The 12,639-nt window shown below is 40.7% G+C and carries 13 protein-coding genes and 1 other RNA gene; 12 read left to right on the plus strand and 2 right to left on the minus strand.

Annotated features, from left to right (window positions below; all coding sequences use genetic code 11):
• Positions 1-10 precede the first annotated feature (10 nt).
• The 11 genes from pyrH to lpxA all read left to right on the plus strand — a co-directional run bounded on the left by pyrH (position 11) and on the right by lpxA (position 10,782).
• Positions 11-742: a UMP kinase gene (gene pyrH, locus Q0017_RS00755; protein WP_297424773.1), complete on the plus strand. Its 732-nt coding sequence runs from the start codon at positions 11-13 to the stop codon at positions 740-742.
• 62 nt (positions 743-804) lie between these two features.
• Complete coding sequence (gene frr / locus Q0017_RS00760) at positions 805-1,359, plus strand: ribosome recycling factor (protein WP_298141591.1); 555 nt, start codon at positions 805-807, stop codon at positions 1,357-1,359.
• 3 nt (positions 1,360-1,362) lie between these two features.
• Positions 1,363-2,112 carry a polyprenyl diphosphate synthase gene (gene uppS, locus Q0017_RS00765; RefSeq protein WP_298141593.1) on the plus strand — a complete coding sequence of 250 codons (750 nt, stop codon included), beginning with the start codon at positions 1,363-1,365 and terminating at the stop codon, positions 2,110-2,112.
• A 3-nt stretch (positions 2,113-2,115) separates the two neighbouring features.
• Positions 2,116-2,943: a phosphatidate cytidylyltransferase gene (locus tag Q0017_RS00770; protein ID WP_298141596.1), complete on the plus strand. Its 828-nt coding sequence runs from the start codon at positions 2,116-2,118 to the stop codon at positions 2,941-2,943.
• A complete protein-coding gene (gene ispC / locus Q0017_RS00775) occupies positions 2,944-4,137 on the plus strand; it encodes a 1-deoxy-D-xylulose-5-phosphate reductoisomerase (RefSeq protein WP_298141599.1) in 1,194 nt (397 codons plus the stop codon).
• A 3-nt stretch (positions 4,138-4,140) separates the two neighbouring features.
• Entirely contained in the window at positions 4,141-5,493 is a 1,353-nt protein-coding gene (gene rseP / locus Q0017_RS00780) for an RIP metalloprotease RseP (protein WP_298141602.1), read from the plus strand.
• 38 nt (positions 5,494-5,531) lie between these two features.
• On the plus strand, positions 5,532-7,913 hold the full coding sequence (bamA, locus tag Q0017_RS00785) for an outer membrane protein assembly factor BamA (protein WP_298141605.1): 2,382 nt from the start codon (positions 5,532-5,534) through the stop codon (positions 7,911-7,913).
• Between the two features lie 27 nt (positions 7,914-7,940).
• Complete coding sequence (locus tag Q0017_RS00790) at positions 7,941-8,426, plus strand: OmpH family outer membrane protein (protein WP_298141608.1); 486 nt, start codon at positions 7,941-7,943, stop codon at positions 8,424-8,426.
• A gap of 3 nt (positions 8,427-8,429) precedes the next feature.
• Positions 8,430-9,500 carry a UDP-3-O-(3-hydroxymyristoyl)glucosamine N-acyltransferase gene (gene lpxD / locus Q0017_RS00795; protein WP_298141611.1) on the plus strand — a complete coding sequence of 357 codons (1,071 nt, stop codon included), beginning with the start codon at positions 8,430-8,432 and terminating at the stop codon, positions 9,498-9,500.
• An 11-nt stretch (positions 9,501-9,511) separates the two neighbouring features.
• The gene (fabZ, locus tag Q0017_RS00800; protein ID WP_298141690.1) at positions 9,512-9,997 is read left to right on the plus strand and encodes a 3-hydroxyacyl-ACP dehydratase FabZ; all 486 of its coding nucleotides are present in this window, start codon (positions 9,512-9,514) and stop codon (positions 9,995-9,997) included.
• Positions 9,994-10,782, plus strand: a complete 789-nt coding sequence (gene lpxA, locus Q0017_RS00805) for an acyl-ACP--UDP-N-acetylglucosamine O-acyltransferase (RefSeq protein WP_298141614.1) — start codon at positions 9,994-9,996, stop codon at positions 10,780-10,782. The genes fabZ and lpxA overlap by 4 nt, the downstream gene beginning before the upstream one ends.
• A gap of 39 nt (positions 10,783-10,821) precedes the next feature.
• Here lpxA and Q0017_RS00810 read toward each other — a convergent pair whose 3' ends face one another.
• On the minus strand, positions 10,822-11,655 hold the full coding sequence (locus Q0017_RS00810) for a YbgF trimerization domain-containing protein (RefSeq protein ID WP_298141616.1): 834 nt from the start codon (positions 11,653-11,655) through the stop codon (positions 10,822-10,824).
• Between the two features lie 241 nt (positions 11,656-11,896).
• On the opposite strand from Q0017_RS00810, the gene ffs reads away from it, so the two are divergent.
• An RNA gene (ffs, locus tag Q0017_RS00815) (signal recognition particle sRNA small type) lies at positions 11,897-11,993 on the plus strand.
• Positions 11,994-12,033: 40 nt separating this feature from the next.
• Here ffs and Q0017_RS00820 read toward each other — a convergent pair.
• Complete coding sequence (locus tag Q0017_RS00820) at positions 12,034-12,621, minus strand: regulatory protein RecX (RefSeq protein WP_298141618.1); 588 nt, start codon at positions 12,619-12,621, stop codon at positions 12,034-12,036.
• Between the last annotated feature and the right edge of the window lie 18 nt (positions 12,622-12,639).

The raw sequence follows: 12,639 nt of genomic DNA on the forward strand, positions 1-12,639 counted from the left end.
GTTTATTCACATGCTAACTGATTCTAAAAATCCACGTTATGGCCGTATTTTGCTGAAACTTTCGGGTGAAGCATTAGCCGGTAACAAAGACATGGGGATTGATGCACAAGTCCTAGACCAGATGTCTTTGGCAATTGCACACCTTGTGGGCTTAGGCGTGCAAGTGGGTATTGTTGTCGGTGGTGGTAACTTATACCGTGGTAGCCAATTGCAAAAAGATGGCTTGGTGGGCCGTGTAACAGGCGACCAAATGGGCATGCTTGCAACAGTAATGAACGGTTTGGCGTTACGTGATGCTTTGGTACGTCGTAACATTAAAACTCGTTTAATGTCAGCATTGCCGATTGGTACTGTGGTTGAGTCTTATGCAAGCCGCGATGCAATTCGTCATTTAAACAATGGTGAAGTCTGTGTATTTGTTGCAGGTACAGGTAATCCATTCTTTACCACAGATACAGCAGCGTGCTTACGTGGTATTGAAATTGAAGCCAACTTGATCTTAAAAGCCACTAAAGTTGATGGCGTATACAATAAAGATCCAAGCAAACATGATGATGCGGTTAAATACGACACCTTAACATTTGACCAAGTGTTAGATGAAAAATTAGGGGTGATGGATTTAACGGCAATTTGTTTATGTCGTGATCACAATGTGCCATTACAAGTGTTTGATATGAACAAATCAGGTGCTTTATTGTCTGTCGTTATGGGCGAGAAAGAAGGCACACACGTCACCAATTAATGACGTGTGCGCCAAAGCACTTTATACTAGTTTTTATTTTAGAATTTACTCAGGAAGATCATATGATTAACGATCTGAAAAAAGACGCTGAAGTTCGCATGCAGAAGTCTTTAGAATCTTTGGAACAAGGTTTTAATAAAGTTCGTACGGGACGTGCACATCCATCAATCTTAAACGGTGTGATGGTGCCATATTACGGCTCTGACGTACCTTTAAACCAAGTGGCAAACGTGGGTATTGAAGATTCACGTACTTTATTGGTACAACCGTTTGAACGTAACATGGTGGCTGCAATTGACAAAGCCATTCGTGAATCAGATTTAGGTTTAAACCCAATCAGTGCAGATGCAATTCGTGTTCCACTTGCAGCTTTAACCGAAGAAACACGTAAAGACATGCAAAAAGTGGCGCGTACTGAAGCTGAAAATGCCAAAGTTGCGATTCGTAACATTCGTCGTGATGTATTGGGTGATTTCAAAGCTTTATTAAAAGACAAAGAAATTTCAGAAGATGATGAGCGTCGTGCAAGTGATGATGTTCAAAAAATCACAGATAAATATGTAGCAGAAGTAGATAAACGTTTAGCTGCGAAAGAAGCTGAATTGATGAAGGTCTAATCAATGACCGCTGAAGACATCACACCTCTTCCGAAACATGTTGCCATCATTATGGATGGCAACAATCGTTTTGCCAAAAAAAATCAGATGCAAAAAGGCGATGGCCATCGAGAAGGAAAAACCGTCCTTGATCCGATTGTTGAATATTGCCGTCAAGAGAAAATTCGTGCGCTGACAGTTTTTGCTTTTTCGAGTGAAAATTGGAATCGTCCGCAATTTGAAGTTGATTTGCTGATGAAACTGCTTGAAGACACCATTCACGAACAAATCCCACGTATGGAAAAATTTGAAATTTCCTTGCGTTTTATTGGGGATCGTGCACGTCTTTCGCCACAATTACGTGATTTGATGGCTTATGCAGAGCAACGTACAGCGCAATTTACTGAAATGACGTTGTGTATTGCAGTAAGCTATGGTGGGATGTGGGACATGGCAGAAGCTGCAAAGCAATTGGCAGCAGATGTTGTGAACAATAAAATGAGCTTAGATGACATTAATACCGACAGCTTTGCTCAATATATCAGTATGTCTGATTTACCGCCTGTGGATTTGTTAATTCGTACAGGTGGGGATTTTAGACTATCAAATTTCTTGCTATGGCAAGCCGCTTACGCAGAACTATATTTTACTCAGACACTATGGCCTGAGTTTACGGTGGACGAGCTTCAAGATGCCTTTAACGTGTTCGCTGGACGTGAACGCCGTTTTGGAAAAACTTCTGAGCAAATCCAACTAGAGAAAAATGAGAATTAATCGATGTTAGAGCGGATCATCACCGCATTGGTATTGGTCGCAATTGTATTGTGTAGTATGTTTGCGACAACTTCACCTTATCCAATGTTAGTGTTAATGGCGATAGCTGCGGGGGTTGCAGGCTATGAGTGGTATAAACTCATGCCGCAAAAAGCAGAACGTCTGATCAATAAGCCATTGGCTTATGGATATGGAATTTTAACAGCAGGCTTATCTGCTTTAGCAATTTATTTTAATGATATCGTTATTTTGCTGTGGTCAGCCTCGATTATGTCGTGGTGTTTAAGTCTTTATTGGGTAAAATCTTATCCAAGCTATGACGGTTGGTATAATCCAAGTTTAAAAATTATTGGTTTGATTTTGGTGGCGGCTGCCATTACCGCGATCTATAGCCTATGGAGCAGCTCACCTTGGTGGTTGATGTATCTGTTTTTATTGGTGTGGGGTGCTGATAGTGGGGCTTACTTTGTAGGGCGCAAACTGGGTAAGAAAAAACTTGCACCATCGGTCAGTCCTAACAAATCTATTGAAGGATTATATGGTGGTGTCGTCACCGCGATGATCATTGTCATTAGTGTAGAGGTTTTGTACTTAGAACTAAGCTTACTAGAACATGCGCTGTTCTTAGGTTTGTCTGTGATGACCGTGTTTAGCTCAGTGTTAGGTGATTTATTTGAGTCGATGATTAAACGCCGTGCTGGCATTAAAGATTCGGGGCGTATTTTACCTGGGCATGGTGGCGTTTTAGATCGAATTGACTCATTACTGGCCGCTGCACCGATTTTTGCAGCAGGGCTTTATATTTTAAAACTTACTGGCGTAGATTTATAAATGTCACAAACTGTTTGTATTTTAGGTGTTACAGGTTCGATTGGTCAAAGTACCTTAAAAATTTTGCAGCAACATCCTGAACAATATTCTGTCTTTGCAGTCACGGCACACAGCCGAATTGATGCTTTGGTGGACATATGCAAACAGTATCAGCCAAAAATTGCCGTTGTCCCTCAAGAAAAAGTCGACGAATTGGCTCAAAAACTCAGTGACGCAAAGCTCAATCATATTGAAATATTAAGCGGTGAAGCAGGGCTGATCAGCGTAGCTGAACATCCATCGGTTGATGTGGTGATGGCTGCCATTGTGGGGGCTGCAGGTTTACTGCCAACCCTTGCTGCGGTAAAAGCGGGTAAACGTGTGTTACTTGCCAATAAAGAAGCCTTGGTCATGTCAGGCGATCTTATGATGAATGCTGCACGTGAGTATGGTGCATTGTTGTTGCCGGTAGATTCTGAACACAATGCAATTTTTCAGTGTTTACCGAGTGATTACATCAATGCCAAACGTAATGGACAACCGCAACTTGGGGTTAAACAAATTTTACTCACCGCATCAGGCGGTCCATTTTTAAATCACAGTCTACAACAACTACAAAATGTAACACCTGCACAAGCCTGCAAGCATCCAAATTGGTCAATGGGGCAAAAAATCTCTGTTGATTCAGCCACTTTAATGAATAAAGGTTTGGAATTGATTGAAGCGTGTCATTTATTTGCAGTTTCAGAAGATTATATTACCGTTGTGGTACATCCTGAGAGTATTATTCATTCGATGGTGCAATATGTAGATGGTTCAACCTTAGCACAAATGGGTAATCCCGATATGTGTACGCCCATTGCGCATGCCTTAGCATGGCCTGAGCGTCTGACCACGCATGTGCCACCTTTAGATTTATTTCTTCATCAACAGCTTAATTTTCAAGCGCCCGATGTAACGCGTTTTCCTGCTTTAAAACTTGCACGTTGTGCAATGCAAGCTGGTGGTACAGCACCTACTTTGCTCAATGCAGCAAATGAGATTGCAGTGGCGGCATTTTTACAACAACAGATTGGATTTACACAAATTCCACAGGTGGTTGAGCATACCTTAAACCAAATTGCTTATGCCCAAGCAGATACCCTTGAGGCAATTTTGGCTGCCGACCTACACGCGCGTCGTGTTGCCCTTGATTATATTGAAACAGGAAGCTAAAACATGAGTGCCTTATTTATGATTATGGCGGCAATTTTATTGCTTGGGCCATTAATTGCGATTCATGAATTTGGACACTATTTTGTGGCACGAAAACTCGGTGTCAAAGTTTTAGTTTATTCAATTGGTTTTGGTCCAACTTTACTCAAATGGACTTCAAAAAAATCAGGCATTCAGTATCAATTGTCGGCTTTGCCGCTGGGTGGCTATGTCAAAATGCTCGATGAGCGTGAAGGCAATGTGACAGATGAAGATTTGCCTAAAGCCTTTAATCGTCAACATCCTTGGAAAAGAATTGCAATTGTGGCAGCAGGTCCATTGGTCAATTTGGTTTTTGCGGTATTGTTGTTTTGGATTTTATTTTTACCAGAACAAACCCAACTTAACACCCGAGTAGGTAAGGTTTTAGACCACACACCTGCTGCAAATGTATTGCAAGTGGGAGATAAAATTCAAGCGGTAGATGGCACCGAAACGCCAAATTGGGAAAAACTGAGCTTTGCTTTAGTAGATCGTGCGGGCGAAACTGGACATATTACTTTAAATGTTGATCGAGCAGGGCAAGCACAAAATGTTCAATTGCCGATTGAGAATTTTTTAAAAGATCAAAGCCAATCACCGCTTGATGAACTTGGCTTTTTACCCTATAGACCTGCAATTCCTGCTGTCGTGTCTAAGTTGACCGAAGATGGTGCAGCCATTCGTCAAGGTATGCAAGTGGGTGATCAAATCATTGCTATTGATGGTAACAAGATGGCTGATTGGTACGCAGTGGTTGAAAAAGTACAAGCTTCCCCTGAAAAGCTATTAAAAATTGAGGTGTTACGAGATAATAAAACGGTAATGCTTGAGGTGATGCCTCAAGGCAAACGAGATAATATGGGGCATGTCACCGGAATGCTTGGTGTTCAAAGCGATCCGGGTAAAATTAATATCCCAAATGAATATAAGCAAACCATCCAATATGGTCCAATCGAAGCACTTGGAATGGCCACAGATAAAACTGTGCATATCTCCAGTATGATCTTAAACTCTATGGTGAAAATGGTTAAAGGACTGATTGGTTTAGATAATTTATCAGGTCCAATTACCATTGCCAAAGTCGCAGGTCAAAGTGCTGAAATGGGATGGCAGACCTTTATTGGCTTTATGGCATTAATGAGTGTGAGTTTGGGTATTTTAAATTTATTACCGATTCCTATGCTTGATGGTGGACATTTAGTTTATTATTTTATTGAACTGCTTCGGGGTAAACCTGTTTCGGAACAAATACAATTAGTTGGCTTAAAAATTGGTATGGTACTGCTCGGAAGTATGATGCTTCTGGCATTATTTAACGACTTTATGCGTTTATAAAAACGTAATGGAATAAACTAACAGCGGAAAAGACTGGCATGCAGCACAGAGATTTATTTATGCCTATGGCACTGATTAGTGCAATGGCAGCAGTACCACAAGTATATGCAGCACAAGAGTTTGTCGTACGTGACATTAAAGTCGATGGTCTGGTACGTTTAACCCCCGCGCAAGTTTATAGCGCACTGCCAATTCAAGTGGGACAGCGTGTTGACGATGCTGCAATTGCAGAAGCAATTCGTGTTTTATACGCCACAGAAAATTTTGATGATATTAAAACAGCACATTTAGATGATGTGCTTGGCTTTCAAGTGGTTGAACGTCCTTTAATTTCAAGCGTTGAACTCAAAGGCAATAAGCTCATTCCAAAAGAAGCCTTAACCGAAGGTTTATCTAAAATGGGCTTGGCTGAAGGTCAGGTCTTAAAAAAATCACTGTTACAAACAGTAGAAGCCGAACTTGAACAGCAATATATGCAGCAAGGTCGTTATGATGCTGATGTAAAAGTAATCACCACAGCACAAGCCAATAATCGTGTGGCGGTAACTTTAGAGTTTATTGAAGGTAAAGCGGCTAAAGTTATTGATATCAATTTAATTGGCAATAGCGTATTTAATGATGATGAAATCAAGCGTGTTTTTGCAGTCAAAGAAAGTGGCTGGAATTCGATTTTATCCAAGAATGATCGCTATGCACGTGAGAAAATGGCAGCAAGTTTAGAAGCATTGCGTGCCTTATATCTCAACAAAGGTTACATTAATTTTGATATTACCCATTCAAACTTAAACTTAAGTGAAGACAAGAAAAATGTCTTTATTGAAGTGGCTGTGACTGAAGGCGAGAAGTTTCAATTTGGTGAAACCAAATTCTTAGGTGATGCACTATATAGTACCGAAGAGCTTAAAGCTTTACAGTTGTATAAAGAGGGTCAGACGTACTCGCAAGAGAAAGTCAATTCTGTCAAGCAATTGCTACAGCGCAAGTACAGCAACGCAGGTTACTACTTTGCCGAAGTCAATGTGGTTCCACAAATTGACAATGAAAATAAAACAGTTGGCTTAAATTATTACGTTAATCCAGGTCAGCAAGTCACTGTCCGTCGTATTAACTTTAGCGGTAACATTAAAACTGGTGATGAAGTTTTACGCCGTGAAATGCGTCAGATGGAAGGGGCCCTTGCCAGTAGTGAGAAAATTGATTTATCTAAAGTTCGCTTAGAGCGCACCGGTTTCTTTAAAACTGTAGATATGAAATTGGCACGCGTGCCCAATGTTCCAGATCAAGTTGATATTAACGTTAATGTTGAAGAACAGCATTCAGGCACCAGTACTTTAGCGGTAGGTTTCTCGCAAACCGGTGGTGTGACTTTCCAAGCAGGTTTAAGTCAAACCAACTTCTTAGGTACAGGTAACAGTGTCGCGATTGATTTATCACGCTCTGAAACACAAGACTATTACAACTTAAGCGTAACTGACCCATACTTCACCATTGATGGTGTGCGTCGCGGTTACAACATGTATTACCGTAAAACCAAGCTTGATGATGATTATAACGTCAATAACTATGTTACAGACAGTATTGGTGGTGGCTTAACTTTAGGTTATCCAATTGATGAAAATCAAAGTATTAGTTTTGGTCTAAATCTTGATCAAACCGATATTGCTACAGGTCCCTATGCTTCGACCTATATTTATGATTATTTAGAAGATCAAGGTACAGACAGTTTCTTGACTTACAATCTTAACTTAGGTTGGTCATATAACACCCTGAACCGTCCGATGTTCCCAACCCAAGGTACTTTGCATCGTGTAAATGCAGAAGTGGCTTTACCCGGCGGTGATGCTGAATACCAAAAAATTACCTATGAAGCACAAACCTTCTTGCCTTTAGGCCGAGATTTTGTGTTACGTGGTTATGGTAAGTTAGGCTATGGTAATGATCTGCCATTTTATAAGAACTTCTTTGCCGGCGGTTATGGTTCGGTACGTGGTTATGAAAATAGCACATTAGGTCCAAAATACATCACTGAATTTGACTCAAACCAACAAGCTGGTGGTGAGCCAAATGCAAACCCATACTATGAAGAAGTGGGTGGTAATGCTTTAGTTCAGTTTGGTACAGAATTAGTGGTTCCATTGCCATTTAAAGGGGATTGGACCAGTCAAATGCGTCCTGTCGTGTTTGCAGAAGGTGCGCAAGTCTTTGACACCTCTTGTAATGTACCCAATGATCCACGTGATCAGAAACTCTGTTCAGACAATTATGAGTTTGACTTAGAAAATATGCGCTATTCGGTCGGTGTTGGCTTTACTTGGATTACCATGATTGGTCCATTATCGCTGAGCTATGCCTTCCCATTAAATGAAAAAGATGGCGACGAAACCAAGAATATTCAATTTGAGATCGGTCGTACCTTCTAAGGACGACCTCAAATTTAGGACATGACAATGAAAAAATTATTTATCGCGGCTTTAGCGACTTTAAGTGTAAATATCGCTCATGCAGATGACTATGCTGTGGTTGATTTAGAGCGTGTGGTACAAAGTAGTATTTATCTTAAACAACAAAATACCAGTCTACAAAACACCATCAAGCCGCAAACCATGCAAATTGAGCAATTGCAAAAAGACTTAAATACAATTCAAGAAAAGGGTCAAGCTGCAAAAACTGCAGCAGAGCGTGAAAAGCTCGCCAAGGATTTTGAAACCAAAGCTGAACAGTTGGCAAAACTGCAACAGCAAGTGCAAAATATTGTTCAAAACAGCATGCAAAACGTTAATAAAACCTTCGATGCACGTTTAAAAGCAACTGCTGAACAATTGCGTTTAGAAAATAAACTAGATGTTGTATTAAATAAAAATGCTGTACTTGCTTATGAGGTAAAAGCTGATTTAACTGATAAAATGATTCAAAAGGTTAATGCAATTAAATAATATATGAATCATTCAGTCTTTACCTTACAAGATTTAGCTCACCGTGTACACGGTGAGTGGGTCGGGCAAGCCGATCTGACTTTAGTGGGTTTGGCAAGCCTCGATCAAGCACAAGCTCAGCACCTTGGTTTTGTAAATGGTGATAAATATTTATCACAAGCCAAAACTTCTCAAGCGGGTGCTTTAATTGTGACCCAAGCTTTACGTGAGCAATTGCCAAGTGAAGGTAACTATATTGTAGTGGCGAATCCCTACTTGGCTTTTGCGATTTTAACGCATGTGTTTGAGCGTAAACATAGCAAACGTGGCATTGAAAGCACTGCGAAAATTGACCCCTCAGCCATCATTTCAGATACCGCCTACATTGGTCACTATGTGGTCATTGGTGAAAATTGCGTGGTTGGTGACAACACCATTATTCAATCACATGTCAAAATTGACGATTTTGTTGAAATTGGCAAAGACGGCTTTATTGACGCGCATGTCACCATTACCGGTGAAAGTCATTTAGGTGATCGGGTGCGTATTCATGCCAATACTGTGATTGGTAGTGAGGGATTTGGTTTTGCGCCATATCAAGGCAAATGGCATCGTATTGCGCAATTGGGTTCAGTGCGTATTGGGAATGACGTGCGTATTGGTTCAAATACCAGTGTGGATCGTGGTGCACTTGATCATACTGTGATTGAAGATGGTGTGATTATTGATAACCTTGTGCAAATCGCACACAATGTGAAAATTGGTGCAGGCACCGCCATTGCTGCCAAAAGTGCTATTGCAGGCAGTACGACAATTGGCAAAAACTGTGTGTTGGCTGGCGCTGTAGGTGTTGTGGGGCATATAAATATTGCTGACAACGTGACTTTAACAGCAATGTCAATGGTCACAAATAATATTTCTGAACCGGGCAGTTATTCTTCAGGTACAGGAATTTTACCGAATCAACAATGGAAACGTACAGTTGTTCGCCTAAGACAATTAGCAGATGTGCCATTGACCCAAGTCATGAAAAAACTTGATCATATGCAGACTCAGATTGAGTCCCTTGAATCAACTTTAAAATTGCGTAAATAAATATGAATATGATGACAGAGTCAAATGCTCCAGCATTCTCGAAAGTTGAATTGCCAATGACGATTCAAACCATTCGTGAATACTTACCACATCGTTACCCATTCTTATTGGTTGATCGTGTGGTTGAAGTGACAGACAATAGTATCGTCGGTTATAAAAATGTATCAATTAACGAAGAGTTCTTACAAGGCCATTTTCCTGAATATCCAATTATGCCGGGTGTCTTGATTGTTGAGGCATTGGCGCAAGTTTCAGGTATTCTTGGTTTTATTATGAACGATCAGAAGCCAACTGCAGGTTCTTTGTTCTTATTTGCAGGGGCCGAACGCGTTCGTTTCAAAAAACAAGTCGTAGCTGGTGACCAACTTGTATTAAAATCAGAGTTGGTGATGCAAAAGCGTGGCATTTACAAGTACAATTGTACGGCCATGGTTGATGGCGTCGTTGCAACCACAGCGGAAATTATGATTTCGCATCAAAGAACAGAGCAGGCATGAGTAATCCCGATTTAATCCATCCAACCGCTATTATTGATGCATCGGCTGTTATTGCAGCTGATGTGCAGATCGGTCCTTACTGTATTATTGGTCCGCAGGTCAGCATTGGTGCCGGCACCAAATTACACTCCCACGTTGTAGTGGGCGGATACACACGCATTGGCGAACATAATGAAATCTTTCAGTTCGCAAGCGTGGGCGAAGTTTGTCAAGATTTGAAATATAATGGCGAAGAAACTTGGTTGGAAATCGGGGATCATAATACCATTCGTGAACATTGCAGTTTGCATCGTGGTACGGTACAAGACCAAAGCTTAACGAAGATTGGCAGTCATAACTTACTCATGGTCAACACCCATATTGCACATGACTGTGTGGTCGGTAGTCATAACATTATGGCCAATAATGTGGGCGTGGCAGGTCACGTACATGTGGGTGATTATGTGATCTTGGGGGGTAACTCAGGGATTCATCAATTCTGTAAGATTGGTTCTTATAGTATGGTGGGGGCTGCGTCTTTAATTGTTAAAGATGTCCCGGCTTATGTGATGGCTTCAGGTAATCCTGCACATGCATTTGCGATGAATTTTGAGGGAATGCGTCGTAAGGGCTGGTCAAAAGATGTCATTCAAGCCTTACGTGAAGCGTTTAAATTGGTATACAAAGCTGGTCTTACCAAAGAGCAAGCCTTGGAAAAAATCCGAGCGGATTTATTACCTCAGTATGCTGAATTGAGTCTGTTTGTTGATTCCATTGAACAGTCTGAGCGTGGTATTGTGCGCTAAAGATACTTAAAACAAAAAAGACACCTGAGGGTGTCTTTTTTATTTTAAAAAACCTGTTTCTTCCGAATTTGGATAGTTCTTTTGAAGCATATTGGCGTATTGATTGGCCAATGGCATATTTTGATCTACATTTTTTGCCATGCTATACAGACGATACACTGCAGTTGCGGCTTTAGCTGATTGTGGAAAGCGATTGACCACCTCAGCATAATTGGCTTGAGCGCGTTTATAGTTCACAGGCTCAATCGCTAAATAAAACTCACCCATCCAAAAATAAGCATTACTGACATAGATACTATTGGGGTGATTTTTAATAAAATTACGCATGGGGTCCATGGCTTTTTTGGCACCACCTTGTTTATAGGCTTCTAAAGCAATGGTGTATGCTGCACGATCAAGCTCATTATCATAATTATTTTGGGTAATCAGAGGTGCCGGAGTGAGTGGTTCAGGTGCTATAGGGGTGATAAGGCTGGGTGGTGTATCCTGTTGGTTATCCTCCGTATTGTCCGGTGTAGCCTCTTGTGGTAGGTCTTGGTTTTCATTGGTATCTAATTTTTCTTGTAACAGTTCTAAACGTTGATCAAGATCTGTGTAGCGGTTATTGAGTTCATGATTGAGCTTGTCATTGGCATTTTCTAGTTCTTCGATCTTGCCACGTAGCGTACGTAATTCAGTTTCAAGTTGCTGGTTTTTTTGAATCAGTTGCCAATTCATATTGGTTGTAACTGTTTCTACACCTGTATGGGTGGCACGTGGCGTCATCATCTGAGGATTTTGTTGGCTCAGACCATGTGATTCAATTGGAATATTGGCAAAACTTGCACCACTCATGAGTAGAGCAGTGGTGAATAAGAAATGCTTATAGAGCATGACGTTGTATATCCATATGAGATTAAAAAGAGCTTAGCCCATTAAAAACACATGATGTGAGAAAAGCAAGTGCATGCTGTGTGGATTGTGAAGTATTGTGTAGAAAAATGTTGGTGTATAAAGCCTATAAAACCTAAATTGTTTCTAATTTAATCAATTAGATAGCTTTTTTAGTTTTTTGGCATGTGAGGGCTTGCATGTGGTCTAAAAATCTTTATAATCGGTCTTGCAATGGTAGCCCTGCCGGTTACTTCGCAATTGTACTCTATGAACCCCGCCAGGACCGGAAGGTAGCAACGGTAATAGAAATATGATGTGCCGGAGTCTTGCTGGTAGGGTTGCCACCATATTCTTATAATAATTAAATTTATCAATACTTTACTCGTTATCCTCACGCCGACTAATTGCCTTAAAGATTGTATCTAAATCAAAACCTCTATATTGTAAAAATCGAATTTGTTTGGCTTTAAGCTTTGGATCTTTAGTGACTTCTACCCCATATTTTTTAACTTTTAATTGGTAGGCTTGTTCTGCCCAATCAATCTCTTGCATTTCCTCTACAATTAAATCACTGTCGATTTTCTTATTTTTTAAAGCCAGTTTAATTCGTGCAGGACCTTTGCCTTTACGCTTTTGACTGGATAACACAGTTTCTGCGACCCGTTGATCACTTTGATAATGTTGCGTGGCAAGCTCTTCGACCAACTCAATGACTTCATCACGACTTTCGGCATATAGAGCTAATTTTTCAATCAGTTCTGCTTTGGAATATTCTTTACGGGTTAATACGGCAAAAGCATAAGAGCGTAAACGTGAGCCTTTGAGTAAACTGCGTTCGGCCTTGGGTTTTTGAGTATCAGAGAAGCTTAAGGCGTCATAGCCTGAAGCAGTTGCTGCTTCTGTGTCGCCATAGGCCTGTTTTAAGGCATCATAGTCAATAATGTTATTGAATTTAGCATCGCTCATTTGAGATCCTCAGCATAA

The organism is uncultured Acinetobacter sp. (assembly GCF_947624825.1).
GTDB lineage: Bacteria > Pseudomonadota > Gammaproteobacteria > Pseudomonadales > Moraxellaceae > Acinetobacter.

Excerpts from the sequence above, each read along its gene's own strand:
- pyrH (WP_297424773.1), top strand. The coding sequence starts at position 11 with ATGCTAACTGATTCTAAAAATCCACGTTATGGCCGTATTTTGCTGAAA.
- frr (WP_298141591.1), top strand. The coding sequence starts at position 805 with ATGATTAACGATCTGAAAAAAGACGCTGAAGTTCGCATGCAGAAGTCT.
- uppS (WP_298141593.1), top strand. The coding sequence starts at position 1,363 with ATGACCGCTGAAGACATCACACCTCTTCCGAAACATGTTGCCATCATT.
- Q0017_RS00770 (WP_298141596.1), top strand. The coding sequence starts at position 2,116 with ATGTTAGAGCGGATCATCACCGCATTGGTATTGGTCGCAATTGTATTG.
- ispC (WP_298141599.1), top strand. The coding sequence starts at position 2,944 with ATGTCACAAACTGTTTGTATTTTAGGTGTTACAGGTTCGATTGGTCAA.
- rseP (WP_298141602.1), top strand. The coding sequence starts at position 4,141 with ATGAGTGCCTTATTTATGATTATGGCGGCAATTTTATTGCTTGGGCCA.
- bamA (WP_298141605.1), top strand. The coding sequence starts at position 5,532 with ATGCAGCACAGAGATTTATTTATGCCTATGGCACTGATTAGTGCAATG.
- Q0017_RS00790 (WP_298141608.1), top strand. The coding sequence starts at position 7,941 with ATGAAAAAATTATTTATCGCGGCTTTAGCGACTTTAAGTGTAAATATC.
- lpxD (WP_298141611.1), top strand. The coding sequence starts at position 8,430 with ATGAATCATTCAGTCTTTACCTTACAAGATTTAGCTCACCGTGTACAC.
- fabZ (WP_298141690.1), top strand. The coding sequence starts at position 9,512 with ATGACAGAGTCAAATGCTCCAGCATTCTCGAAAGTTGAATTGCCAATG.
- lpxA (WP_298141614.1), top strand. The coding sequence starts at position 9,994 with ATGAGTAATCCCGATTTAATCCATCCAACCGCTATTATTGATGCATCG.
- Q0017_RS00810 (WP_298141616.1), bottom strand. The coding sequence starts at position 11,655 with ATGCTCTATAAGCATTTCTTATTCACCACTGCTCTACTCATGAGTGGT.
- Q0017_RS00820 (WP_298141618.1), bottom strand. The coding sequence starts at position 12,621 with ATGAGCGATGCTAAATTCAATAACATTATTGACTATGATGCCTTAAAA.